Source organism: Streptomyces sp. NPDC050388, assembly GCF_040655635.1.
Lineage (GTDB): Bacteria > Actinomycetota > Actinomycetes > Streptomycetales > Streptomycetaceae > Streptomyces.
The window spans coordinates 57752-83606 of record NZ_JBFAKH010000029.1 but is presented as its reverse complement, the minus strand read 5'-3'; the positions used below and the strand labels follow the sequence as shown (position 1 = coordinate 83606).

The 25855-nt window shown below is 72.2% G+C and carries 21 protein-coding genes and 1 pseudogene; 18 read left to right on the top strand and 4 right to left on the bottom strand.

Annotated elements, in window-relative coordinates:
* Positions 1-140: 140 nt before the first annotated feature.
* Together recN and AB0I73_RS18845 are read left to right on the top strand one after the other, a co-directional pair.
* The gene (gene recN / locus AB0I73_RS18850; RefSeq protein WP_363038717.1) at positions 141-1859 is read left to right on the top strand and encodes a DNA repair protein RecN; all 1719 of its coding nucleotides are present in this window, start codon (positions 141-143) and stop codon (positions 1857-1859) included.
* Positions 1860-2086: 227 nt separating this feature from the next.
* A complete protein-coding gene (locus AB0I73_RS18845) occupies positions 2087-3223 on the top strand; it encodes a glycosyltransferase family 4 protein (protein WP_363038695.1) in 1137 nt (378 codons plus the stop codon).
* Positions 3224-3237: 14 nt separating this feature from the next.
* On the opposite strand, the gene AB0I73_RS18840 is transcribed toward AB0I73_RS18845, so the two are convergent.
* Both AB0I73_RS18840 and AB0I73_RS18835 read right to left on the bottom strand, forming a co-directional pair.
* Positions 3238-4890 carry a PucR family transcriptional regulator gene (locus AB0I73_RS18840; RefSeq protein WP_363038693.1) on the bottom strand — a complete coding sequence of 551 codons (1653 nt, stop codon included), beginning with the start codon at positions 4888-4890 and terminating at the stop codon, positions 3238-3240.
* A 50-nt stretch (positions 4891-4940) separates the two neighbouring features.
* Positions 4941-6743, bottom strand: a complete 1803-nt coding sequence (locus tag AB0I73_RS18835) for a glycoside hydrolase family 15 protein (protein ID WP_363038715.1) — start codon at positions 6741-6743, stop codon at positions 4941-4943.
* A 545-nt stretch (positions 6744-7288) separates the two neighbouring features.
* On the opposite strand from AB0I73_RS18835, the gene AB0I73_RS18830 reads away from it, so the two are divergent.
* The 11 genes from AB0I73_RS18830 to AB0I73_RS18780 all read left to right on the top strand — a co-directional run bounded on the left by AB0I73_RS18830 (position 7289) and on the right by AB0I73_RS18780 (position 20008).
* Entirely contained in the window at positions 7289-8935 is a 1647-nt protein-coding gene (locus AB0I73_RS18830; RefSeq protein ID WP_109382582.1) for a CTP synthase, read from the top strand.
* A gap of 108 nt (positions 8936-9043) precedes the next feature.
* Entirely contained in the window at positions 9044-9670 is a 627-nt protein-coding gene (locus AB0I73_RS18825) for an NUDIX hydrolase (RefSeq protein WP_363038690.1), read from the top strand.
* Between the two features lie 168 nt (positions 9671-9838).
* Positions 9839-11914, top strand: coding sequence for a tetratricopeptide repeat protein (locus AB0I73_RS18820; RefSeq protein ID WP_363038688.1), 2076 nt, complete (start codon positions 9839-9841; stop codon positions 11912-11914).
* A gap of 133 nt (positions 11915-12047) precedes the next feature.
* Positions 12048-13220, top strand: coding sequence for an alanine dehydrogenase (ald, locus tag AB0I73_RS18815; protein ID WP_363038686.1), 1173 nt, complete (start codon positions 12048-12050; stop codon positions 13218-13220).
* A gap of 420 nt (positions 13221-13640) precedes the next feature.
* Positions 13641-14768 carry a ParA family protein gene (locus tag AB0I73_RS18810; RefSeq protein ID WP_202280511.1) on the top strand — a complete coding sequence of 376 codons (1128 nt, stop codon included), beginning with the start codon at positions 13641-13643 and terminating at the stop codon, positions 14766-14768.
* Complete coding sequence (locus AB0I73_RS18805; protein WP_363038684.1) at positions 14753-15355, top strand: hypothetical protein; 603 nt, start codon at positions 14753-14755, stop codon at positions 15353-15355. Before AB0I73_RS18810 ends, AB0I73_RS18805 begins: the two co-directional genes overlap by 16 nt.
* Positions 15356-15373: 18 nt before the next feature.
* Complete coding sequence (locus tag AB0I73_RS18800; RefSeq protein WP_363038682.1) at positions 15374-16498, top strand: segregation/condensation protein A; 1125 nt, start codon at positions 15374-15376, stop codon at positions 16496-16498.
* Entirely contained in the window at positions 16495-17151 is a 657-nt protein-coding gene (gene scpB / locus AB0I73_RS18795) for an SMC-Scp complex subunit ScpB (RefSeq protein WP_109382589.1), read from the top strand. The genes AB0I73_RS18800 and scpB overlap by 4 nt, the downstream gene beginning before the upstream one ends.
* On the top strand, positions 17151-18200 hold the full coding sequence (locus AB0I73_RS18790; RefSeq protein WP_363038680.1) for a pseudouridine synthase: 1050 nt from the start codon (positions 17151-17153) through the stop codon (positions 18198-18200). The genes scpB and AB0I73_RS18790 overlap by 1 nt, the downstream gene beginning before the upstream one ends.
* Before the next feature lie 63 nt (positions 18201-18263).
* A complete protein-coding gene (locus AB0I73_RS18785) occupies positions 18264-18983 on the top strand; it encodes an NUDIX domain-containing protein (RefSeq protein ID WP_363038678.1) in 720 nt (239 codons plus the stop codon).
* Complete coding sequence (locus AB0I73_RS18780; protein WP_363038676.1) at positions 18980-20008, top strand: ADP-ribosylglycohydrolase family protein; 1029 nt, start codon at positions 18980-18982, stop codon at positions 20006-20008. Before AB0I73_RS18785 ends, AB0I73_RS18780 begins: the two co-directional genes overlap by 4 nt.
* On the opposite strand, the gene AB0I73_RS18775 is transcribed toward AB0I73_RS18780, so the two are convergent.
* Both AB0I73_RS18775 and AB0I73_RS18770 read right to left on the bottom strand, forming a co-directional pair.
* On the bottom strand, positions 20005-20694 hold the full coding sequence (locus AB0I73_RS18775) for a nucleotidyltransferase domain-containing protein (protein ID WP_363038674.1): 690 nt from the start codon (positions 20692-20694) through the stop codon (positions 20005-20007). The two genes, AB0I73_RS18780 and AB0I73_RS18775, sit on opposite strands and share 4 nt — an antisense overlap.
* 22 nt (positions 20695-20716) lie before the next feature.
* A pseudogene (locus AB0I73_RS18770) lies at positions 20717-21083 on the bottom strand (Rieske (2Fe-2S) protein).
* 261 nt (positions 21084-21344) lie between these two features.
* Between AB0I73_RS18770 and aroH the strand changes: the two are divergent.
* The 5 genes from aroH to der all read left to right on the top strand — a co-directional run bounded on the left by aroH (position 21345) and on the right by der (position 25838).
* Positions 21345-21707: a chorismate mutase gene (aroH, locus tag AB0I73_RS18765; RefSeq protein WP_363038672.1), complete on the top strand. Its 363-nt coding sequence runs from the start codon at positions 21345-21347 to the stop codon at positions 21705-21707.
* Positions 21704-22789 (top strand): prephenate dehydrogenase, encoded by a 1086-nt coding sequence (locus AB0I73_RS18760; RefSeq protein WP_363038670.1) that lies wholly within the window; start codon positions 21704-21706, stop codon positions 22787-22789. The genes aroH and AB0I73_RS18760 overlap by 4 nt, the downstream gene beginning before the upstream one ends.
* A 173-nt stretch (positions 22790-22962) precedes the next feature.
* A complete protein-coding gene (cmk, locus tag AB0I73_RS18755) occupies positions 22963-23643 on the top strand; it encodes a (d)CMP kinase (RefSeq protein WP_363038668.1) in 681 nt (226 codons plus the stop codon).
* The gene (locus tag AB0I73_RS18750) at positions 23640-24287 is read left to right on the top strand and encodes a lysophospholipid acyltransferase family protein (RefSeq protein ID WP_363038666.1); all 648 of its coding nucleotides are present in this window, start codon (positions 23640-23642) and stop codon (positions 24285-24287) included. Before cmk ends, AB0I73_RS18750 begins: the two co-directional genes overlap by 4 nt.
* 72 nt (positions 24288-24359) lie before the next feature.
* Positions 24360-25838 carry a ribosome biogenesis GTPase Der gene (gene der / locus AB0I73_RS18745; protein WP_363038664.1) on the top strand — a complete coding sequence of 493 codons (1479 nt, stop codon included), beginning with the start codon at positions 24360-24362 and terminating at the stop codon, positions 25836-25838.
* Positions 25839-25855: the final 17 nt, after the last annotated feature.

Sequence of the window (25855 nt, the reverse complement as noted above, 5' to 3'; positions counted from 1 at the left end):
CCGTGAGGCGGTGCGTGGCCGGGTCCACCGGGGCGGGATTCCCACTCACGGGTGACGACCTGCCACGATCCCGGACGGGCGGGGGGCGGCGTCGCACAGCGCGAGGAAAACCTCGTAAGGTCTGGGACGTGTTGGAGGAGATGCGGATACGGTCGCTCGGAGTCATCGACGACGCCGTGGTCGAGCTGTCACCAGGCTTCACCGCCGTCACCGGTGAGACGGGCGCGGGCAAGACCATGGTGGTCACCAGCCTCGGGCTGCTGCTGGGTGGAAGGGCGGACGCGGCGCTGGTGCGGATCGGTGCCAGGAACGCGGTCGTCGAGGGGCGGATCGCCGTGCCCGAGGACGCCGCGGCCGTGGTACGGGCCGAGGAGGCCGGGGCCGAGCTCGACGACGGAGCGCTGCTGATCAGCCGGACCGTCTCCGCCGAGGGGCGCTCACGGGCGCACCTGGGCGGGCGGAGCGTGCCCGTGGGGCTGCTCGCCGAACTCGCCGACGACCTGGTGGCCGTGCACGGGCAGACCGACCAGCAGGGGCTGCTGAAGCAGTCCCGGCAGCGGCAGGCGCTCGACCGGTACGCGGGCGACGCGGTCGCCGGTCCGCTCGCCAAGTACACCGGGGCGTACAAGCGGCTGCGGGCCGTCGCCGCGGAGCTCGAACAGATCACCACGCGCGCGCGCGAGCGGGCCCAGGAGGCCGACATGCTGCGCTTCGGGCTCGACGAGATCGCCGCTGTGGAGCCCCGCGCCGGTGAGGACGTGGAGCTGGCCGAGGAGGCCGAGCGGCTCGGTCACGCCGAGGCCCTGGCGTCCGCCGCGCACGCCGCGCACACCGCCCTCGCCGGCAACCCGGAGGACCCCGAGGGCGTCGACGCCGGAACGCTCGTCGCGGGCGCCCAGCGGGCCCTGGAGGCCGTCCGGGCGCACGATCCCGCGCTGGCCGCGCTCACCGACCGGATCGGTGAGATCGGCATTCTGCTGCGTGACGTGGCCGGGGAGCTCGCCGGGTATGCCGAGGACCTGGACGCCGACCCGCTGCGGCTGGCGGCCGTCGAGGAGCGGCGGGCCGCGCTCACCGGGCTGACCCGCAAGTACGGCGAGGACGTCGCCGCCGTGCTGGCCTGGGCCGAGCAGAGCGCCGCGCGGCTCACGGAACTGGACGGGGACGACGAGCGGATCGAGGAACTCACCGCCGAGCGGGACGGCCTGCGCGCCGAACTGGGAGGGCTGGCGCAGGCGCTGTCGGAGGCCCGGACCGAGGCCGCGGAGCGGTTCGCGGCGGCCGTCACCGCGGAGCTGGCGTCCCTCGCCATGCCGCACGCGCGCGTGTCGTTCGACATCCGGCAGACGGACGACCCGGACGGCGTCGAGGTCGGCGGGCGCACCGTCGCCCACGGGCCCTCGGGTGTGGACGAGGTCGAGCTGCTGCTGGCCCCGCACCCCGGGGCACCGCCCCGGCCCATCGCCAAGGGCGCGTCCGGCGGTGAGCTGTCGCGCGTGATGCTGGCCGTGGAGGTCGTGTTCGCCGGGACGGACCCGGTGCCGACGTATCTGTTCGACGAGGTCGACGCCGGTGTCGGCGGCAAGGCGGCCGTCGAGATCGGACGGCGGCTCGCCAAACTGGCGAAGAGCGCTCAGGTCGTGGTCGTCACGCATCTGCCGCAGGTGGCCGCGTTCGCCGACCGGCAGCTGCTGGTGGCGAAGACCGACGACGGGTCGGTCACCCGGTCCGGCGTGAAGGTGCTCGAAGGGGAGGAACGGATCCGGGAGCTGTCCCGGATGCTGGCCGGCCAGGAGAACTCCGAAACGGCCCGTGCCCACGCGGAGGAACTCCTGGCGACGGCCCGCGCGGACGACTAGCCGTCGTACTTCCCGGCGCCTCGGCCGTCGGGAGGCTTTTCCGCACTCGTGTGGGTGAAGTTTCTGTCCGGTCCGGTGCAGACGGGCGCTCCCGTCGTCGCCGCGATCCCCTTGTGCCCTGGCATGCTTGACGGAGCACGCGTAGGAGACCGTGCGGTACACCCCCTCCGCACGGTCCTTCTGTACGTTCTTCGGGACCATCCGACCCGAACCAGGAGCTCGGCCACGTGACCCCCGTGAGCAGCCACTCACCGCACGGCCAGTCGCCGCTGCGCACCGTGCAGGTGCTGGGCGGTGGCAACGCCGCCACCAGCGCCCACGTGCGCTCACTGGCGGCGGGGCTCGTCGCACGGGGCGTGCGGGTCACGGTGTGCGCCCCCGCCGAGGCGGAGCACACCTACGACTTCACGGGCGTCGGCGCAGGCCATGTGGACATCCCGCGCAGCAGCGACCCCGGCTCGGTGGCCGCCCTGCGGACGGCCTGCGCGAACGCCGACCTGGTGCACGCGCACGGACTGCACGCCTCCTTCCGGACCGTGCTCGCCCTCAGCGGCCGGCGCACCCCGCTGATCGTCACCTGGCACGACCGGGCGCCCGCCGACGGCGCCCGCGCGCACTTCCTGCGGCTGCTGGAGCGGAGGGTCGTCAAGGCGGCCACCGTGGTGCTCGGAACCACCTCCGCCCTGGTCGACCGGGCCCGCCGGACCGGAGCACGGGACGCGCGCCTGGCGGCCGTCGCCTTCCCCGCGCCCCGCACGGCCGAGGAGCCGGAGGACCCCGACGGGGCGCGGCCCGCACTGCGTGCCGAACTCGGCGCCGTCGGCCGCCCCTTACTGGTCGCGGTCGGTCCCCTCGAACGGCGCCGTGGCCACCACACCCTGCTGGACGCCACGCACGGGTGGCGCCACCTCGACCCCGCGCCGCTGGTCGCCGTCGCGGGGGAGGGCCCGCTGCGCGGTGAACTCCAGCGGCGGATCGCGGACGAGGAACTGCCGGTCCGGCTCATCGGACGACGCGACGACGTCACCGGGCTGCTCGAGGCCGCGGACCTCGCGCTGCTGCCGAGCCGGTGGGAGGGGCGCTCCGCGCTCGCCCAACAGGCCCTCCACGCGCGCGTGCCGCTCGTCGCGACCAGGGCCGGCGGCATGCCCGAACTCGTCGGCGACGCCGCCGAACTCGTCTCTCCCGGCAACGCGCGTGCGCTCGCCGACGCCGTCGTACGGCTGCTGGGCGACCCGGGGCGCCGGGAGGACCTCAGGGCCAGGGGCACCCGGCAGGCGGCCGGGTGGCCGACGGAGGACGATGCGGTGGCCCAGGTGCTCAGTGTCTACGACGAGTTGACGCAGCACCGCCCGTTGCTCTGACGTCACATGCCGCGTCAGGACACGTGCCGCCGTGCCCGCAGGGCCAGGCTCAGGGTCAGGACCGTGTGCGGATCGTCGAGGTCACTGCCCAGCAACTCCCCGATCCTGGCCAGTCGGTTGTACAGCGTCTGGCGGTTCAGGTGCAGTTCGCGAGCCGTCTCCGCCTTGCGGCCCGCACGGGCCAGATAGGTCTCCAGGGTGGGCAGCAGCGGCGGCCGCGAGCGGCGGTCGTGGTCCAGGACCGGGCCGATCGCGCGGTCCACGAAGGCCGCCAGGTCCGGCTGGTCACGCAGTCGCCACATCAGCAGGTCGATGTCCAGGCGGCGGGCGTCGTACCAGGGACGGTCCGGCAGCCCCTGCGCCGCGCTCGCGGTCCGGGCCGCGTGCCGCAGACCCGCCGACGCCGCCGCCCAGTCACCGGCCGCCCCGACCACCACCACGGGCGGCCGCGCCCCCGGCGGCATCATCCCCGCCCGCTCCGCCCCGGCGCGCAGCGCCGCCGCCACCCGGTCCGCGACCGTCGGCCGTTCCGTCTGCGCGCGCAGTCCGAGCAACAGCGGCACCCGCCCCTCCACCGGCCGCACGCCCAGCAGCACGGGGACCCCGAGCGAGGCCAGCTCCTCGGCGACCGCGCGGGCGAGCACCGCCCAGCCGCCGCCCTGCGGGGACAGGACGTCATCGAGCCGCATCACCACCGGGAGCAGCGGCCCGGTGCCCGGTCTGAAACCCAGCACGCGTGCCTGCGCGGGCGCGTCCCCCGGGGCGATGCGGCCCTCGGAGAGGTCGACGAGGAAGTCGCCGCGTCCGCGTGCCGCCAGCTCCTCCTCCTGACGGGCCTGCATCAGCACCACCGCGAGCAGGCCCGCCGCCCGCTCGGCCGCCATGCGGTGCACCGGCTCCGGCGCCGTCCGCACCGGCAGCAGCACCAGACGCGCCCGCACCCCGCCGCTGCCGGGCCCGCCGCCCGGCACGTCGACGAGCACCGAACCGGCCGGCGGGGCGTCCTGGTGCCGGTCGCGCAGCCCCTCCCACACCTGAAGCGGGTCGGTGCCCTCGGGGCCCTCCCCGGCGGTGTACAGCAGCCGTCCGTCCGTCGTCTCCAGGAACACCGGGTTGCCGCTGACGTCGGCCAGGATCCGCAGGACCTGGGGGGCGCCCCCACCGCCCAGCAGCGCCTCGGTGCAGCGCCGGTGGACCTCCTCGGCGCGCCGCAGCAGCGTGTAGTGGCCGTTGACGATCTCGGTGTGGATCTCCTCGGTCACCGTCACGTACGGCACCTCGCGGTGCAGCTGGACCAGGGGCAGTCCCGCCGTCCGTGCCGTGTCGACCAGGGCGGCGGGCAGGCGGGTGAAGCGGGTGCCGAGCTCCACGACGAGGGCCGCGATGTCCCGCTCGGCCAGCGTGCGCACGAACGCCCGCTGCTCGGCGGGGCGGCTGCCGAGACCGTATCCGGTGGTCAGCAGCAGCTCTCCGCCCTTGAGCAGCGAGGCGATGTTGGGCACCTCGCCCGCGTGCACCCAGCGCACCGGGCGCCCCAGGCCGTCGGCTCCGGCCACCACCTCGGGCAGCCCGCTGCGCAGCGCGGGCAGTTCCAGCGCCTGCCGCACGGTGATCCCGGCACCCTGCGTGTCGTATCCGCCGTCCCCGCCCCTGTCGCTGCCGCCCATGCACCGGACGCTACCCGCGCGCACGGGCGCGCGGGCCGTCGGGCGGTTCCTCAGCCCCCGTACGCCCCCGAGGCGGTCAGGCGCAGGGCCGTGTCGATGAGGGGGACGTGGCTGAAGGCCTGGGGGAAGTTGCCGACCTGGCGCTGGTTGACCGGGTCCCACTCCTCGGCGAGCAGGCCGAGGTCGTTGCGCAGGGCCAGCAGCCTCTCGAACAGCCTGCGGGCCTCGTCCACGCGGCCGATCATCGCCAGGTCGTCGGCCATCCAGAACGAAACGGCGAGGAAGGCGCCCTCGTCGCCCGGCAGTCCGTCGACGCCTTCGTCGGCGCCCTCCGTCGGGTAGCGCAGGATGAAGCCGTCCGGGGTGGACAGCTCACGCTGGATCGCCTCGATGGTGCCGATCACCCGCTTGTCGTCCGGCGGCAGGAAGCCCACCTGCGGGATCAGCAGCAGCGAGGCGTCCAGCTCCTTGGAGCCGTACGACTGCGTGAACGTGTTGCGTTCCTTGTCGTAGCCCTTCTCGCACACGTCCCGGTGGATGTCGTTGCGCAGCTGCTTCCAGCGCTCCAGCGGGCCGTCCACGTCACCGGACTCGATGAGCTTGATGGTGCGGTCGACGGCGACCCAGGCCATCACCTTGGAGTGCACGAAGTGGCGGCGCGGGCCGCGCACCTCCCAGATGCCCTCGTCCGGCTCCGTCCAGTGCTTCTCCAGGTAGGTGATCAGCTTCACCTGGAGCAGGGACGCGTAGTCGTTGCGGGCCAGGCCCGTCATGTGGCCCAGATGCAGGGCCTCGGTGACCTCGCCGTACACGTCCAGCTGGAGCTGGTTCGCCGCGCCGTTGCCGACCCGGACCGGGGTCGAGTTCTCGTAGCCGGGCAGCCAGTCCAGCTCCGCCTCGCCGAGCTCGCGCTCACCGGCGATGCCGTACATGATCTGCAGGTTCTCCGGGTCGCCGGCCACCGCGCGCAGCAGCCACTCGCGCCAGGCGCGGGCCTCCTCGCGGTAGCCGGTGCGCAGCAGCGAGGACAGGGTGATCGCCGCGTCACGCAGCCAGGTGTAGCGGTAGTCCCAGTTGCGGACGCCGCCGATGTCCTCGGGCAGGGAGGTGGTGGGCGCGGCGACGATGCCGCCGGTCGGGGCGTAGGTGAGCGCCTTCAGCGTGATCAGGGAGCGGATCACGGCCTCGCGGTAGGGACCGTGGTACGTACAGTGCTCCACCCACTCCCGCCAGAACTCCTCGGTCGCCTCCAGCGACTGCTCCGGCTCCGGCAACGGCGGCGGCTCCTTGTGCGAGGGCTGCCACGAGAGTGTGAAGGTGATCCGGTCGCCCGGCGCCACCGTGAAGTCCGAGTACGTCGTCAGCGACTCCCCGTACGTCTCGGCGGGTGTGTCGAACCACACCGAGTCCGGGCCCGCGACGGCGACCGTGCGCCCCTCGTGCCGGTGCACCCACGGCACCACCCGGCCGTAGGAGAAGCGCATCCGGAGCGCCGAACGCATCGGCACCTGGCCCGAGACGCCCTCCACGATGCGGATGAGCTGCGGGGCGCCGTCGCGCGGGGGCATGAAATCGATCACCCGGACCGTGCCGTGCCCGGTGTCCCACTCCGATTCCAGGACCAGCGAGTCGCCGCGGTAGCCGCGCCGGGTCGCGGCCGGCGGCGGGGCGTCGGGGGCGTGCGCCGGGCCGACCCGCCAGAAGCCGTGTTCTTCGGTGCCCAGTAGGCCGGCGAAGATGGCGTGCGAGTCGAAGCGGGGCAGGCACAGCCAGTCGACTGTGCCGTCCCGGCAGACCAGGGCGGCGGTCTGCATGTCTCCGATGAGTGCGTAGTCTTCGATGCGCCCGGCCACGTGCAACTCCAGTCGAACGGCCACGTCACCCCACGAGGGGGCTGTCGCTAGTGCGGTCAAGGGGACAGTGAATGGTGGATCGCGTGATGCGTCGTTGAGCGACGAAGCAAAGCAGTCGCTCAGCCATGAATGCAAAGCGTCGATTATTAGTCAACGAACTGACGAGCTTTCGTTGTTCCGGTGTGACGGGCGGGGGTGGTGCCGTCCGGCCGGCCGGGCTCGGCAGTGGGGTGTCCGAGCAGGATACGACGCACATAGAGGGTCTGTGTGCCGCTCCGGGCAACGCACCACCGCCGAACGGGTGAGCAGCGGGTGACGGGCTTGCAAGAGGTGACGGACCTGTGCCGGAACGTGCGCGGAGCGTGGCCGGACGGCATCGCCCCGCGTCGCTGATACGCTGGTAGCCCGTGGACCGGTGGGCCCCTTCCCCGGAGGGGAAATCCGAACAGGGCACCCCCGAACCGCAGCGACGGCACCGTCGGAGATCTCCGGCAGGCAGCCGCCCCGCACCCCCAGACCGCGACCACGGGAGCCCCCTCTTGGCCATGCCAAAATCCACGACGACCAAGCACATCTTCGTCACCGGGGGTGTCGCTTCCTCTCTCGGCAAGGGCCTGACCGCCTCCAGCCTCGGCATGCTGCTCAAGGCCCGCGGTCTGCGTGTCGTGATGCAGAAGCTCGACCCGTACCTCAACGTCGACCCCGGCACGATGAACCCCTTCCAGCACGGTGAGGTGTTCGTCACCAACGACGGCGCCGAGACCGACCTGGACATCGGGCACTACGAGCGTTTCCTCGACCGCGACCTGGACGGCTCCGCCAATGTCACCACGGGCCAGGTTTACTCGACGGTGATCGCCAAGGAGCGGCGCGGCGAGTACCTGGGCGACACCGTGCAGGTCATCCCGCACATCACCAACGAGATCAAGCACCGCATCCGCCGGATGGCGACGGACGAGGTCGACGTCGTGATCACCGAGGTCGGCGGCACGGTCGGCGACATCGAGTCGCTGCCGTTCCTGGAGACCGTCCGCCAGGTGCGGCACGAGGTCGGCCGCGACAACGTGTTCGTCGTCCACATCTCGCTCCTGCCGTACATCGGCCCCTCGGGTGAGCTGAAGACGAAGCCGACCCAGCACTCGGTGGCCGCGCTGCGCAACATCGGCATCCAGCCGGACGCGATCGTGCTGCGCTGCGACCGCGAGGTGCCGACCGCGATCAAGCGGAAGATCTCGCTGATGTGCGACGTCGACGAGGCCGCCGTGGTCGCATGCCCCGACGCCCGTTCGATCTACGACATCCCGAAGGTCGTGCACGCCGAGGGCCTGGACGCCTACGTCGTGCGCAAGCTGGACCTGCCGTTCCGGGACGTGGACTGGACGACCTGGGACGACCTGCTCGACCGGGTCCACAACCCCGACCACGAGATCGTCATGGCCCTGGTCGGCAAGTACATCGACCTGCCCGACGCCTACCTGTCGGTCACCGAGGCGCTGCGCGCGGGCGGCTTCGCCAACAAGGCCCGGGTGAAGATCAAGTGGGTCGCCTCCGACGACTGCAAGACCCCGGCCGGCGCCCAGGCGCAGCTCGGTGACGTCGACGCGATCTGCATCCCCGGCGGCTTCGGGGACCGCGGTGTGCTCGGCAAGGTCGGCGCGATCCGCTACGCGCGCGAGAACCGGATTCCGCTGCTCGGTCTCTGCCTGGGGCTGCAGTGCATCGTGATCGAGGCGGCCCGCAACCTGGCGGACGTCTCCGACGCCAACTCCACCGAGTTCGACCCGGCCACCTCCCACCCGGTCATCTCCACCATGGCCGAGCAGCTCGACATCGTCGCAGGTGAGGGCGATCTGGGCGGCACGATGCGGCTCGGCATGTACCCGGCGAAGCTGGCCGAGGGCTCGATCGTGCGCGAGGTGTACGACGGCAAGGAGTACGTCGAGGAGCGTCACCGGCACCGCTACGAGGTGAACAACGCCTACCGCGCGGAGCTGGAGAAGAAGGCGGGGATCGTCTTCTCCGGCACCTCCCCGGACGGCAAGCTCGTCGAGTACGTCGAATACCCGCGTGAGGTCCACCCGTACCTGGTCGCGACCCAGGCGCACCCGGAACTGCGGTCGCGTCCGACGCGTCCGCACCCCCTGTTCGCGGGTCTCGTCAAGGCCGCCGTCGAGCGGAAGATCTCGAAGTAACACACCGGTTGTACGGTTGCCGGGGTGCGAACCTCCAAAGGTGAGCACCCCGGCCGCTTTTCTCACCCACTGCAATCGCACGACCCCTGGACGTCGGGAAGGACGGGCATGACGATCAAGGACACCCCGGAGGAGTGGGAGATCCGGGCGACCCGGACCCCCTTCGTCGGCAACAAGACCTCCGTCCGCACCGACGACGTGGTCATGCCCGACGGGACCGTGGCGCACCGCGACTACCAGGTCCACCCGGGCTCCGTGGCCGTCCTCGCCCTCGACGACGCCGATCGCGTCCTGGTCCTGCGCCAGTACCGCCACCCCGTGCGCCACAAGCTGTGGGAGATCCCGGCCGGCCTGCTCGACGTGCCCGGCGAGAACCCGCTGCGCGCCGCCCAGCGGGAGCTCTACGAGGAGGCGCACGTCAAGGCTGAGGACTGGCGGGTGCTGACCGACGTCTACACCACCCCCGGCGGCTGCGACGAGGCCGTACGGATCTTCCTGGCCCGTGGACTGTCCGAGGCCGAGGGCGACCGCTTCGAGGTCGAGGACGAAGAGGCCGACATGGAACTGGCCCGGGTGCCCGCCGCGGACCTGGTCCGCAAGGTGCTGGCCGGTGAACTGCACAACAACTGCCTGGTGGTGGGCGTCCTCTCGCTCGTCGCCGCACGGGGCGGGGACGGGCTCGACGCGCTGCGCCCCGCCGAGGCGCCGTGGCCGGCGCGCCCGTTCGAGGCCTGAACCGTCCGGTCACCCCGCACTTTGCAATGTGACCATCGGCTGATCCGATCGGGGGACGCGTTCGCCACGCTCCACACGGAACGTAGCAGAGCGTGAACTAGGCTCTGGAAAACGCCCGATCCGGAGTCCCGGCGGGCTTGCGCGTGCGGTGGGACGGGAGTGTGGCCCGTGACGGATCAGGCGGTGGACACGGACGGTGCACGGCTTTCCCAGGGCGTTACCGTGGGTGACCGATTCCTGGGCCGTACCAGGGAGTTGAAGGAGCTGCGCGCCGACATCGAGCGCGCGGGACTGGACACCCTCTCCGGCCGCAAGGCTCCCCGCGCGCGCGTGCTGCTCATCGCCGGCCGGCCGGGCTCGGGCCGTACGGCTCTCGGCGAGGAACTCGTGCGCCAGGTCGCCGACCGGTACCCCGACGGGGTACTGCGCGCCCGACTGAGCGAAACCGACGGCACGCGCGTGCCCGTCGAGCGCTCCGCGCGCGAACTGCTCGACGCGCTCGCCGCGCCCGCCCCGGCCGGCGCCGCCGAGGACGATCTCGTCGAGGCGCTGCGGGCCGCCCTCGCCGGCCGTCGGATCCTGCTCCTGCTGGACGACGCGGTCGACGCCGAGCAGGTCGACGCCCTGCTGCCGGACAGCCCCGACTGCCTGGTGGTCGCCGTCTCGGAGGGTCCGCTGACCGGCATCTCCGACGTCCGCCCGTGCACCCTCGGCGGCCTCGACACCAAGTCCGCCGTGGAACTGCTGTCCCGGTCCACCGGCTCGGTCCGCATCACCGTCGACCCCCGGGCCGCGGAGGCCCTGGCCGAACAGTGCCAGGGACAGCCGGCCGCCCTGGTACTGGCCGGCGGCTGGCTCGCCGCCCGGCCCAAGGCCGCCGTCGCCGACCTCGCCAGGCAGCTGCACGCCGACCCCGACAACGGCACCGCGGGCACCGCGGTCAGCCGTGTCCTCCACCTGGTGCACGCCGAACTGCCCGCACCCGCCGCCCGGATCCTGCGCCTGCTGAGCCTCGCCCCGGCCGGCCTGGTCGACCCGCACACCGCCTCCGCGCTCGCCGGCTGCTCGGTGGGCAGCGCACGCTCCACCCTGGACGACTTCGTCTCCGTGGGCCTGCTGCACCCGGCGGGGGCGTCGCTGCCGCAGTACGAGGTGCCCTGCTGTCTGCACCCCCTGCTGCGCGGTCTCGCCGAGACCCACGAACGGCCGGGGGAGCTCCAGCTGGCCCGCGCCCGCATGCTGGAGCGGACCGTGCGGCTGCTCCAGTCGTGCAGGGCCATCACCGAGACCGACAGCCCTCAGGCACGCGAGAGACTGCTCGGGACGCCGCGCTCCCTGCGCTTCGCCACCCCCCGGGACGCCGCCGACTGGCTGCGTGCCCGCAGGCCCGCCCTGCTGGCCTCGGCCCGGCTCGCGGTCGCCGACGGGACGCTGGACACCCTGGCCCGCCGCCTGATGTCGCAGCTGGTGCGTGCCATGGTGGCCCACTTCGGCACCCAGGCCGCCGCGAGCGACCTGTACGGCATCCACCACCTCGTCCTCGACGTGGCCGAGCGCCGGGAACTGCCCCGTGAGAAGGCCGCGGCCCTGCTGAACCTCGGCGACCTCGACGCCCGGAGCGGCCGCACGGCCGACGCGCTGGCGCGCTACCGGGCCGCGCTGGACGCCGGCCGCGCGGCGAACGACCCGTACGCGACCGGCCGCGCGATGGAATCCGTGGGAGGCGCCCATCTGGAGCTCGGGGACTTCGACCGGGCCGCCGACTGGTTCGGACGGGCCCTCGCCGAGCGGCTCGCCAGGGAGGAACGCGCGGACGCCGCCCGCCTCTACGGCCGGATCGCCGCCGCCCACACCTACGTCGGCCGCTACGGCGAGGCGCTGCGGAACTGGCGGGCGGCGATCGCCGGGTACCGCAAGAGCGGTGATGTGGCCGCCCAGGCGCGGGCGCTGAGCGAACTGGCCCGGGTCCAGGAGTACGCGGGCCGGCCCGAGGAGTCGCTGCGCACCTGCCGGGAGGCGGTGGAGTGGGCCCGGCGGGCCGAGGACACCCGGCTGCAGGCGGCGCTGCACCTGCGACTCGCCGACACCTTCGAGCGCCTCGGCGACCCCGCGTCGGCCGCGCTGCACCGGGAAACGGCCGAGCGGATGCTGCAGGAGGAGGCCGAGGCGTCCCAGGCATCCGGCATCGGCCTGGAACAAGGAGGCGACGCCTGCGAGATCCGTGGTGTCCCTGCGGAAGGCTGATGCTTCGCAAGGCCGGACAGTGGTAGAGCCTTCGTCGAGATGGCGCTGCGGCGTTGTCTTCAGCGGTCTCCCAGCGTGCGCCCGTGTGCCCGGGTATGGGTAGTGATACTTCATGCCCTGCGAACCGAGGACCGTGATCGATGTGAAGGTCGGCATCCCCCGCGAGGTCAAGGACAACGAGTTCCGGGTGGCCATCACCCCCGCAGGCGTGCACGAGCTGGTGCGCCGCGGCCACCAGGTCGTCATCGAGCGCGGTGCAGGCGTCGGCTCCTCGATCCCGGACGGGGAGTACATCGCCGCGGGAGGGCAGACACTGGACACCGCCGACGAGGTCTGGGCCGCCGCCGACCTGCTGCTGAAGGTCAAGGAGCCGGTCGCCGCGGAGTACCACCGGCTGCGCAAGGACCAGACGCTCTTCACCTACCTGCACCTGGCCGCCTCCCGGGAGTGCACGGACGCGCTGCTGGCGTCCGGCACCACCGCGATCGCCTACGAGACGGTCGAGCTGCCCGGCCGCACGTTGCCGCTGCTCGCGCCCATGTCCGAGGTCGCAGGGCGACTGTCCGCCCAGGTCGGCGCCTACCACCTGATGCGGGCCGGCGGCGGCCGCGGCGTGCTGCCCGGCGGTGTCCCCGGGGTGCCGGCCGCCCGGGCCGTCGTCATCGGCGGAGGAGTCTCCGGCTGGAGCGCCGCGCAGATCGCCGTCGGCATGGGGTTCCACGTGACCCTGCTCGACAAGGACATCAACAAACTCCGTGAGGCCGACCGGGCCTTCGGCACGAGGATCCAGACCGTCGTCTCCAACGCCTTCCAGCTGGAGAAGGCCTGTCTGGAGGCCGACCTGGTGATCGGCGCGGTGCTGATTCCCGGCGCCAAGGCGCCGAAGCTGGTCACCAACGACCTCGTCTCACGGATGAAGGCCGGAAGTGTCCTTGTCGACATCGCGATCGATCAGGGCGGCTGCTTCGAGGACTCCCGCCCGACCACGCACACCGAGCCGACCTTCACGGTCCACGGATCGGTCTTCTACTGCGTCGCCAACATGCCCGGCGCGGTGCCCAACACCTCCACCTACGCCCTCACCAACGCCACGCTGCCCTATGTCGTCGAACTCGCCGACCGCGGCTGGGCGGAGGCGCTGCGCCACGACCCCGCGCTCGCCAAGGGCCTCAACACGCATGACGGCAAGGTCGTGTACCAGGAGGTCGCCGAAGCCCACGGCCTGGCCCACGTGGAGGTCGCCGCGCTGCTCGACCGAACCCGCGGGAGGCGGCGGCAGGTGACCTCCGGGCGTCAAGTCGACTAAGTCACTGACCGGCAAAGGCGATACTCCCCCGATCTCGACTTCGCTCGATCGGGGGGACCCCGTCTTCCTTCGTCAACGCGGCCGACTTGGCTCGGCCTTGCCCGCCAGGTCCGGCAAGATGTGTGTATGGTCACTTCACGGATCCAGGACAACTCGCCTCGAACGTAACGCTTCCACCGATTCGCACACCGGTGAAACCTGCCGTGCGACGGTCGTACGCCCTTGACAGAGGGATGTTCCATTGTCGACACATCGGGCCGGGTCCGGTGGATTGTGTTGCTGCGGACCGCCGACACGCCATAGAGTCGCCAACCGTCGGCATGATGCCACGCTGACCTGTCTAGAAGTTTCCTGGTCACCAAGGAGGTAAGACGACTTGTGAATGAGTCGACATTTACTCCCGGGGGTGGTCAACCAGGAATGCCTGCACGGGACCGGGGTCCCGCGGGGTTCGCTGCTGTCGGCTCCGTCGCCGTGCACACCTTCGCAGCCCAACAGAGTCAGCAGGCGACTCTCACTGCACACCCGAGCATGGATGGCCATCACGTGAACGCCATGGCCGGCGACGGAAGTGGCGCGCCCCACAACCAACTCGCCGACTACGACGAACTGCCCGAGGGGCATTTCTACGACCCCGACGCCGAGTACGAGCCGGATCCCGAGTACGCGGCCACCCTCGCGCCCGACGCTGCCCGCCAGCGCCGTGAGCGCGTCGGCCCGACCGGCCGCCCGCTGCCGTACTTCCCGATCCCGGGCCCGCTGACCGACCACGGCCCCGCGAAGATCATCGCGATGTGCAACCAGAAGGGCGGCGTCGGCAAGACGACGTCGACCATCAACCTGGGTGCCGCGCTCGCCGAGTACGGCCGCCGGGTGCTGCTCGTCGACTTCGACCCGCAGGGCGCGCTGTCGGTCGGACTCGGCGTCAACCCGATGGAACTCGACCTCACCGTCTACAACCTGCTCATGGAGCGGGGCATGGCGGCCGACGAGGTGCTGCTGAAGACGGCGGTCCCCAACATGGACCTGCTGCCCAGCAACATCGACCTGTCGGCGGCCGAGGTCCAACTCGTCTCCGAGGTCGCCCGCGAGTCGACGCTGCAGCGCGCGCTGAAGCCGCTCATGGACGACTACGACTACATCGTGATCGACTGCCAGCCCTCGCTCGGCCTGCTCACGGTCAACGCGCTGACGGCCGCGCACAAGGTGATCGTGCCGCTGGAGTGCGAGTTCTTCGCCCTGCGGGGTGTGGCGCTGCTCACCGAGACCATCGAGAAGGTCCAGGAACGGCTCAACCCCGAGCTGGAACTCGACGGGATCCTCGCCACGATGTACGACTCGCGCACGGTGCACAGTCGTGAGGTGCTCGCGCGCGTCGTCGAGGCGTTCGACGACCACGTCTACCACACGGTCATCGGGCGTACGGTCCGCTTCCCGGAGACGACCGTCGCCGGTGAGCCGATCACCACGTACGCGTCCAACTCCGTCGGTGCCGCCGCCTATCGCCAGCTTGCCAGGGAGGTGCTCGCCCGGTGTCACGCCGAGTGAGTCTGCCGGGGGCCGACGAACTCTTCCGTACGACAGGGGGGACGGCGCTCCAGGCGTCCACGCCGAGGCGCCAGGCGGGCGGCGAGGCCCGGGTCCCCGCTCCCGCGGGGGAGGGCGGCGCGGCCGCGGCCCAGGACGACACTCCGCAGTCGGTGCCCGCGCAGGGCGGCGACGGCGAGGGTGCCGAGCACGTCGCCGCGGACGCCGACCCGGCCGGAGCCGGCGAGTCCCGCAGTCGCGCCGCGCCGGAGCGTGCCGCGCGACGGCGGGGGGCACAGCAGGAGGCGACGGGTTCCGCAGGTCCGGCCGGTTCCGCCGGTACGGCCGCCGAGGCGGCCCCGCGCAAGCGCGCAAGGACGACGGCGCGACGGCCCAGTGGACGTGAGCGGCACGACGAGAAGATCACGGTGTACGTGTCCGCCGAGGAGCTCATGGACCTCGAGCACGCCCGTCTGGTGCTCCGGGGCGAGCACGGACTGGCCGTCGACCGGGGCCGGATCGTCCGCGAGGCGGTCGCCGTGGTCCTCGCCGACCTGGAGTCCCGCGGAGACGCCAGCATCCTCGTACGGCGCCTGCGGGGGCGGTAGCGGTAGCCTGCGGAGGCCATGACCTCGAACGACACCCCCGCCATCGGCCACGGCCCGCGGCCCGGCCGCCGGCGCGCGCTGGGGCGGGGGCCGGGGGCCGCGCCGCCGGTGACACCACCCGCGGAGGCGGGGGCTGAGGGACCGGGACCGAGGACCGTGCCTCCCATTGAGGCTCCTGTTCCGGCTTCCGCCCCCGCTCCGGCGGCCCTGGAGGACGTACCGGACGTCGGGCGGCTGCCCGAGCCGGCACCTGGGGGTCCCGAGGCGGGTGAGGGGACCGAGGAGGCTGAGGGTGCCGGAGGCACCGAAGGCGCCGAGGAGGGCGACGGCAGGTTCAAGGTCCGGCTGTCGAACTTCGAGGGACCGTTCGACCTGCTGCTTCAGCTGATCTCGAAGCACAAGCTGGACGTCACCGAGGTCGCGCTGTCCAGGGTGACCGACGAGTTCATGACGTACATCCGGGCGCTGGGGCCGGACTGGGACCTGGACGAGACGACCGAGTTCCTGGTCGTGGCGGCCACCCTGCTCGATCTCAAGGCGGCGCGCCTGCTGCCCGCCGCCGAGGTGGAGGACGAGGCGGACCTCGCCCTGCTGGAGGCCCGGGACCTGCTGTTCGCCCGCCTGCTCCAGTACCGGGCGTACAAACGGATCGCGGAGATCTTCGACGGGCGGCTCGACCAGGAAGCCCGGCGCCACCCCCGGACCGTGGGGCTCGAGCCGCACCACGCCCAACTGCTGCCCGAGGTCGTCATCAACATCGGCGCGGAGGGGTTCGCCAGGCTCGCCGTCAAGGCGATGCAGCCCAAGCCCAGGCCGCAGGTGTACGTCGACCACATCCACGCGCCGCTGGTCAGCGTGCAGGAACAGGCCGGGATCGTCGTCGCGCGGCTGAAGGAACTCGGCGAGGTCAGTTTCCGGAAGCTGATCGAGGACACAGACGACACGCTGACCGTCGTCGCCCGCTTCCTCGCGCTCCTGGAGCTGTACCGGGAGAAGGCCGTCGCCCTCGAGCAGGAGACCGCGCTCGCCGAGCTGACCGTGCGCTGGACCGGCGGTGACGGGGACGTCGCCCCCACCGTCACCGACGAGTTCGACCGGCCGCCCGAGCAGCCGAGGGAGCGGCCGGAGGAGGAGAAGGCGTGAGCGAGGACACGACCGACGTTCCCGCGGGGCTGCGCACCGTCGCGGACCTCGACCTCAAGCCCGCCCTGGAAGCGGTCCTCATGGTCGTGGACGAGCCCGTGACCGAGGAGCACCTGGCGAAGACACTGGAACGGCCGAGACGCCAGGTCGCGGACGCGTTGCACGCGTTGGCCGACGAGTACACCGTGCAGGGGCGCGGCTTCGAGCTGCGGCTCGTCGCCGGCGGCTGGCGCTTCTACAGCCGCCCCGAGTACGCCGCGGCCGTCGAGGGCTTCGTCCTGGACGGCCAGCAGGCCCGGCTCACCCAGGCCGCCCTGGAGACCCTCGCCGTGGTCGCCTACCGTCAGCCGGTCAGCCGCAGCAGGGTCTCCGCCGTACGCGGAGTGAACTGCGACGGGGTCATGCGCACCCTGCTGCAGCGCGGTCTGGTCGAGGAGGCGGGCACGGAACCCGAAACAGGTGCGATCCTGTACACGACGACGAACTACTTCCTGGAGCGGATGGGCCTGCGCGGTCTGGACGAGCTCCCGGAGCTCGCGCCCTTCCTCCCGGAGGCGGAGGCGATCGAGGCCGAGACCCAGGAAGCCGTACCGTCGTTCGATCCGGACGCCCCGGACCCGGACGGCGGTCCTCCTACGAACACGGAATTGTGATGCGAAGCAGCGGCAGCGGCAAGAGCGGCGGACGCGGTAACCCCCGCGGTGCAGGCGGCAACAGGGACCAGAGGCAGGGGCAGGGCCGCCCCGGCAAGCCGCGCCCCGAGGAGCGCCGCTACGACGTGGGCCCCGGGGGCACCAAGGAAGGCCCCAAGTCCGGTCGTGGCGGCGCCAAGCCGTCGTCCCAGAAGGGCGGAGGCCGGGGCGGCCGTACCGTCCCCGGGCGTTCGCGTGAGTACGAGACGCGGATCGAGGAGCGCAACCGCGACCGGTACGCGGGCAAGAAGGACGTGAAGCTCCCGAAGACCTTCCCGGGCGCCGAGCAGGAGGGCGAGCGGCTGCAGAAGGTGCTCGCCCGCGCGGGGTACGGCTCCCGGCGCGCCTGCGAGGACCTGATCGAGCAGGCGCGGGTCGAGGTCAACGGCGAGATCGTGCTGGAGCAGGGCCGCCGGGTCGACCCCGAGAAGGACGAGGTCAAGGTGGACGGGCTGACCGTCGCCACCCAGTCCTACCAGTTCTTCTCGCTGAACAAGCCGGCCGGTGTCGTCTCCACCATGGAGGACCCCGATGGGCGCCAGTGCCTCGGCGACTACGTCACCAACCGCGAGACCCGGCTGTTCCACGTCGGCCGGCTCGACACCGAGACCGAGGGCGTCATCCTGCTCACCAACCACGGTGAGCTGGCACACCGACTGACCCATCCGAGGTACGGGGTGAAGAAGACCTACCTCGCGCACATCGTCGGACCGGTCCCGCGCGACCTGGGCAAGCGGCTGAAGGACGGCATCCAGCTGGAGGACGGTTACTCGCGTGCGGACCACTTCCGCATCGTCGAGCAGACCGGCAAGAACTACCTCGTCGAGGTGACCCTGCACGAGGGCCGCAAGCACATCGTGCGCCGCATGCTCGCGGAGGCCGGCTTCCCGGTCGACAAGCTGGTGCGCACGGGGTTCGGGCCGATCGCCCTGGGCGACCAGAAGTCGGGCTGGCTGCGCCGGCTGTCGAACACCGAGGTCGGCATGCTGATGCAGGAGGTCGAGCTCTAAGGGCTTGTCGCCGACCTGCACCCCCTTTTATAGTCGTCCTGACTATAAAAGGGGGTGCAGGTCATGGACGGCTACGACAAGTACGCCTTCGAACCCTTCGCCGTCACCGTCGACCTCGCCGTGTTCACGATCCGCGGGAGCGCGCTGCACGTGCTGCTCGTCGAACGCGGCCAGGAGCCGTACGCCGGCCGGTGGGCGCTGCCGGGAGGCTTCGTCCAGCCGGACGAGTCCGCGGAGAGCGCCGCGCGGCGCGAGCTGGGCGAGGAGACCGGGCTGACGGACGTGTCCGGGCTGCATCTGGAGCAGCTGCGGACCTACAGCGAACCCGGTCGGGACCCGCGGATGCGCGTCGTGTCCGTGGCCTTCGCCGCGCTGCTGCCCCACGCTCCCGAGGCGCACGGCGGCAGCGATGCGGCACAGGCCCGCTGGACGCCGTGCGACTGTGCGCGCAAGCTCGCCTTCGACCACGACCGGATCCTGGCCGACGCCCGGGAACGCGTCGGCGCCAAGCTCGAGTACACCTGCCTCGCCACCGCCTTCTGCCCGCCCGAGTTCACCCTCGGGGAGCTTCAGCAGGTCTACGAGACCGTGTGGGGCACCGCGCTCGACCGGCCCAACTTCCGGCGCAAGGTGCTCGCCACCCCGGGCTTCGTCGAGGCCGCCCCGGGCGCCGCGCGCCTCACCGGCGGCCGGGGCAAGCCCGCCGCGCTGTACCGCGCGGGCACCGCCGCCACCCTCCACCCACCGCTGCTCCGGCCGACTCCGGAAGGACGCCCCGCATGACCACGACCACCGTCACCAAGCGCGCCGCGACAGGCGCGCTCACCGGACTCGCCCTGGGGGACGCGCTGGGCTTCCCGACCGAGTTCAACGACGTCCCGTCGATCCTCGCCGAGTTCGGTCCCTGGCGGGGGACGGACCTGCCGAAGCCGGCGATCGTCACCGACGACACCCAGATGACCCTCGCTCTGGGGAGGGGCCTGCGGACGGCGATGGACCGGGGCGTGCTCACCCCGAAGCGACTGGAGCGTCCGGTGCGCGAGGAGTTCGTGGAGTGGTACCGCTCGCCCGAGAACAACCGCGCCCCCGGCAACACCTGCCTCAAGGCCTGCCACCTGCTGACCCGCGAGGACCGGCCCTGGCAGGACGCCTCCCAGGTCGGCTCCAAGGGCTGCGGCGCCAACATGCGGGTCGCGCCCATAGGCCTGGCCCCCGGGCTGAGCGACGAACAGCGCGCGGGTGCCGCCCAGTTGCAGTCGGCCCTCACCCACGGGCACCCCACCGCGCTCGCCGCCTCCGACCTCACCGCGCACGCCGTACGGTTGCTCGCCGAGGGAGCCGAACCCACCGGTCTGATCGGCCTGTTGCGTTCCTACGCCTACGAGAACCGCACCCGCTACCACGAGTTCTGGCTCGGCGACCTGTGGACCCGCGCCCAGGACCCCACCCCCGAGCACTTCATCACCCGCGGCTGGGACGAGTGCCTGGACATCCTGGAACGCCTCCAGCGCGCCGTGCGCACCGTCTCGCCGGAGACCGACCCGTGCCTGGCGACGGGGGAGGGCTGGATCGCGGAGGAGGCCCTGGCGACCGGCCTGCTCTGCTTCCTGCTCTTCGTCGACGAACCGCTCACCGCCCTGCGCCGCGCCGCCTGCACCGCGGGCGACTCCGACTCGATCGCCTGCCTGACGGGCGCCTTCGCCGGTGCCCACCTGGGCGCGGACGCCTGGCCGGACGCCTGGACCGGCCGCATCGAGTACCGGGACGAGCTGCTGGCGCTGGGGGCGCTCTGGGACGCCCGTCCCTAACCCGCCCGGAGGGCCGAGGCACGGCGGGTGCGGACGAGGAAGTCCTCCACCCGTCGGCGGTCCGGTTCCGCGGGGAGCGGGCTGGAGCGGGCGGCCTCCCCGGCCTCCCGCTCCAGGCGCGTCATCCGTGCCCGGACCTCGGACCAGGCGACCTCGCCCCGCTTCACCGCGAGCAGCGTCTCGCGCTCCTCGCCCACGTCGATCGTGAGGGTGCCCGTGCGCAGCACGTCGCGGGCGGAGGCCAGGAGACGGAGCAGGTGCACGGCGTGCTTCCAGCGGGGTGCCCCGTGGGCGCGGACGTCGGCCTCCAGTCTGCGGCGTTGGCCGTAGGCGTACCTGGTGAACGTCTCGTGGACCCGGCGGGAGAGGAACGCGCCGCGCAGGGCGAGCAGCTCGCGTCCGGTGTCGTCGGCGTGCTCCACGAGCGGCGAGTGCAGGCACTCCAAGATGTTGGGGTCGGCCCGCAGGGCCAGCTCGCAGAAGCGTTCCAGCTCCCAGCTGAACTGCTCCTCGGCCGGTCCCTCAACATGGGTCGGCGGCTTCTCGAAGCGCCAGAACAGGGGAGTGGGGGCGAGGAAGACGCCCCGGCGGTCGGTGTCGCTGCCCTCCGTGGCCAGACCGAAGGCACGCGACCCCATGACGCAGGCGTAGACGGTGTGGTCGCGGACCAGGTGCTCGGGGTGCATGACCGTGAGCGTAGGCGGCGGCTCACGCCGGACGAATCGAATTTCCCTCCACCGTGATCTGCTCCGGAGGCAGTGGACCGGTCGCCGGGCCCCGGTCCACCGGTGATCCGGAACCGGCTGTCGTGACAGGCGTGGTTGACGGTGCCGCCCGAGACGTTCGCCAGGAGGCAGCGCTGGTGGGCGCAGATCGCCGAGAACGCCCTGAAGTCACCCTGCTCCGGCTGCTTCACCACGGCTTTCTCCTCCTTGAGGATCACCCCTCCACCTACCGGGATGTCGCCGGTCGAGGCCGGCTCCCGGCCTGCCGACGCGTCGGGCGCGGCGGTGTCCGTGGCGGAGCCCGGCGAGGAACCCTCGTCGTTCCCGACCCCGCCGCAGCCGACGGCCAGTGCCGTCGCGCCTGTCGCGAGAAGGACCGTGCGTCGCGTCGCAGGAAGGGGTGTGTCGTCATTTCGGGGGAGAGAACCGCGGGCGAGGCGGAGGGGACCCGGCGGTCTGCCACCGGACGCGCCGTCCGTCTCGGCGGGCGGGCACCGGGCACCGGCCGCGCCCGTTCTGACTAGGCTGGACGACCGACACCCACGTCGGCAGGCCGGCGAGTGAACACGCCGGCACACCCGTACATCAGCGCACCAGCAAGGAGCATCGTCGTGGCGGTACGAGCGGTCCGGGGCGCCGTCCAGCTCGAGCGGGACGAGTCCGACCACATGGAGGAGCAGGTCGGCGCCCTGCTCACCGCTGTTCTGCAGCGCAACGGTCTGGCCGCGGACGACCTGATCAGTATCTGGTTCACGGCCACGCCCGACCTGCACTCCGATTTCCCGGCAGCTGCCGCCCGCAAGCTCGGCATCGTCGACGTCCCCCTGATCTGCGCCCAGGAACTGGACATCGAGGGCGCCATGCCCCGCGTCGTCCGCATCCTCGCGCACGTCGAGTCCGACCTGCCGCGTGCCGACATCGCCCATGTGTACCTCGGTGCCGCGGCGGCCCTGCGCAAGGACATCGCACAGTGAGGACCGCACTCGTCATCGGCACCGGGCTGATCGGCACGTCCGCCGCCCTCGCCCTGTCCCGGAGGGGCGTCGTCGTCCATCTCGTCGACCACGACCCGGAGCAGGCCCGTACGGCCGCCGCACTCGGCGCCGGCACCGACCGGGAGCCGGAGGGGCCGGTGGACCTGGCGATCGTCGCCGCCCCGCCCGCCCATGTGGCCGAAGCCCTCGCCGAGGCCATGAGCCGTGGTGCGGCGCGCGGTTACATCGATGTCGCCAGTGTGAAGGGCGGTCCGCGCCGTGAGCTCGAGCAGCGGGGGCTCGACCTGTCGGCGTACCTCGGTACCCATCCCATGTCCGGCCGGGAGAAGTCCGGCCCGCTGGCCGCCGGCGCGGATCTCTTCGAGGGCCGCCCGTGGGTGCTCACCCCCACCCGGGACACCGACACCGAGGTGCTGAACCTCGCCCTCGAACTGGTCTCGCACTGCAGGGCCGTGCCGGTCGTCATGGACGCCGACGCCCACGACCGTGCCGTGGCCCTCGTCTCCCACATGCCGCACCTGGTGTCCAGCATGGTCGCCGCCCGCCTGGAGCACGCCGAGGAGGCCGCCGTACGGCTGTGCGGGCAGGGAATCCGGGACGTGACCCGGATCGCCGCCTCGGACCCCCGGATGTGGATCGACATCCTCTCCGCGAATCCCGGACCGGTCGCCGACCTGCTCACCGACGTCGCCGCCGACCTGGAGGAGACGGTGCGGGCCCTGCGCGCGCTGGAGTCCTCCGACGAGGACAAGCGCCGCGAGGGCGGCACCGGCATCGAGGGCGTGCTGCGCCGAGGCAACGCCGGCCAGGTCCGGGTCCCCGGCAAGCACGGCTCCGCGCCGCGCGTCTACGAGGTCGTGGCGGTGCTCATCGACGACCAGCCGGGCCAGCTGGCCCGCATCTTCGCCGACGCGGGACGGGCGGGCGTCAACATCGAGGACGTGCGCATCGAGCACGCGACCGGGCAGCAGGCCGGTCTGGTGCAGCTCATGGTGGAACCCAGCACGGCCCCGGTGCTCACCGCGGCACTCCGGGAGCGGGGCTGGGCGATCCGCCAGTAGCACCCGCCGGGCGGCGGGCGGGCGGTGTGTCCCGGGACAGCGCCCGTGCCGGCTCCGGGGCCCCGCGCACAGCCGGGAGCGGGCAGGGCCGATCGAGGGACATACACCCAGTAACCTTGTCCAGGGCAATCGCGCCCCGCTCCCCGCCAGCCAGGTCCAGGAAGGTCCCCACTGTGGAAAGCGCCACGCCAGTGATTGTCGCCATCGACGGTCCGTCCGGCACGGGCAAGTCGAGCACGTCGAAGGCCGTGGCGGCACAGCTCGGCCTGAGCTACCTGGACACCGGCGCCCAGTACCGGGCGATCACGTGGTGGATGGTCGCCAACGGCATCGACATCGCCGACCCCTCCGCGATCGCCGCCGTGGCAGGCAAGCCCGAGATCGTCTCCGGCACCGACCCGGCGGGACCGACCATAACGGTCGACGGTGTCGACGTGGCCGGTCCGATCCGCGAGCAGGACGTCACCTCCAAGGTCAGCGCCGTCAGCGCGGTCCCCGAGGTGCGTTCCCGGATCACCGAGCTGCAGCGCACGATCGCCGGCTCCGCCGTCACCGGCATCGTCGTCGAGGGTCGCGACATCGGTACCACCGTGCTGCCCGACGCCGACCTGAAGATCTTCCTCACCGCCTCCCCGGAGGCGCGCGCCGCCCGCCGCAGCGGTGAGCTGAAGGGCGCCGACCTGCACACCACCCGCGAGGCCCTGATCAAGCGGGACGCGGCCGACTCCAGCCGCAAGACCTCCCCGCTGGCCAAGGCGGACGACGCGGTCGAGGTGGACACCACCGACCTGACGCTGAAGCAGGTCATCGAATGTGTCGTCACCCTCGTCGAGGAGAAGCGAGCCGGACGGTGACCGGACTTCCGTCGGCGCGGGGCGCCGAGGTCGGGCGGCGGATCGGCGTCGGCCTGATGTACGGGCTGTGGAAGCCGCGCGTGCTGGGCGCCTGGCGGGTACCCGCGGCCGGTCCGGTGGTGCTCGCCGTGAACCACTCCCACAACATCGACGGACCGATGGTCATGGGCGTGGCGCCCCGGCCGACGCACTTCCTGATCAAGAAGGAGGCGTTCGTCGGACCGCTCGACCCGTTCCTGACCGGCATCGGCCAGGTGAAGGTGGACCGGGACACCACCGACCGCACGGCGGTCTCCCAGGCGCTCGGCGTCCTGCGGGAGGGCGGCGTCCTCGGTATCTTCCCCGAGGGCACCCGGGGTGAGGGCGACTTCGCCTCGCTGCGCGCGGGGCTCGCGTACTTCGCCGTACGCGGCGGCGCGCCGATCGTGCCCGTCGCCGTGCTGGGAAGTTCCGGGCGGGGCGGGCGGTTGATAAAGGGGCTGCCCCCGCTGCGCTCCCGTGTCGACGTCGTCTTCGGCGACCCGTTCGACGCGGGCGACGGTGACGGCCGCCGCACCCGCAAGGCGCTGGACGCGGCGACCGAGCGGATCCAGAAGCAGCTCACCGCGCACCTGGAAAACGCCAGACGCCTCACCGGGCGCTAGGCGACACTGAGTAGTGGATCACCCGGAACCGGGCATTCCACCGACCACGATGGACAACGAGGTACGGACTTCATGAACGACCACATCCAGCCCGACGGCTCGGCCGAGCACGAGCACGATCACGGGGCGCTCGGTGACGCCGAGTTCGCGGAGTTCATGGAGCTCGCCGCGGAGGAAGGCTTCGCCCTCGAGGACGTCGAGGGCGCCATCGAGGCCGCCGGACACGGTCCGCTGCCCGTGCTCGCCGTCGTCGGACGCCCCAATGTCGGCAAGTCGACTCTGGTGAACCGCATCATCGGCCGCCGCGAGGCCGTCGTCGAGGACAAGCCCGGCGTCACCCGGGACCGCGTCACCTACGAGGCCGAGTGGGCCGGCCGCCGCTTCAAGGTCGTCGACACCGGCGGCTGGGAACAGGACGTCCTCGGTATCGACGCCTCCGTGGCGGCGCAGGCCGAGTACGCGATCGAGGCGGCCGACGCCGTGGTGTTCGTGGTGGACGCCAAGGTCGGCGCGACCGACACCGACGAGGCCGTCGTCCGGCTGCTGCGCAAGGCGGGCAAGCCGGTCGTCCTGTGCGCCAACAAGGTGGACGGCCCGAGCGGTGAGGCCGACGCCTCCTATCTGTGGTCCCTGGGCCTGGGCGAGCCGCACCCCGTCTCGGCCCTGCACGGCCGCGGCACCGGCGACATGCTGGACCAGGTCCTGGAGGCGCTGCCCCAGGCACCCGCGCAGACCTTCGGCACGGCGGTCGGCGGCCCCCGCCGGGTCGCCCTGATCGGCCGCCCGAACGTCGGCAAGTCCTCGCTGCTGAACAAGGTCGCCGGTGAGGAGCGCGTCGTCGTCAACGAGATCGCCGGCACCACCCGTGACCCGGTCGACGAGCTGATCCAGCTGGGTGGAAAGACCTGGAAGTTCGTCGACACCGCGGGCATCCGCAAACGCGTCCACCTCCAGCAGGGCGCCGACTACTACGCCTCGCTGCGCACCGCCGCCGCCGTGGAGAAGGCCGAGGTGGCCGTCGTCCTCCTCGACGCAGCCGACTCCATCTCGGTGCAGGACCAGCGCATCGTCACCATGGCCGTCGAGGCGGGGCGGGCGCTCGTCCTGGCCTTCAACAAGTGGGACACCCTCGACGAGGAGCGCCGCTACTACCTGGAGCGGGAGATCGAGACCGAGCTCGACCAGGTGATGTGGGCGCCGCGGGTGAACGTGTCGGCCCGTACCGGACGCCACATGGAGAAGCTGGTACCGGCGATCGAGACGGCGCTGGCGGGCTGGGAGACCCGCGTCCCGACGGGCAGGCTGAACGCCTTCCTCGGCGAGCTGGTCGCCTCCCACCCGCACCCCGTGCGGGGCGGCAAGCAGCCGCGCATCCTGTTCGGCACGCAGGCCGGCACCAAGCCGCCGCGGTTCGTCCTGTTCGCCTCCGGCTTCATCGAGGCGGGCTACCGGCGGTTCATCGAGCGCCGACTGCGCGAGGAGTTCGGCTTCGAGGGCACGCCGATCCACATCTCGGTGCGGGTGCGCGAAAAGCGCGGCAAGAAGAAGTGACCCGACGGCACACAGGG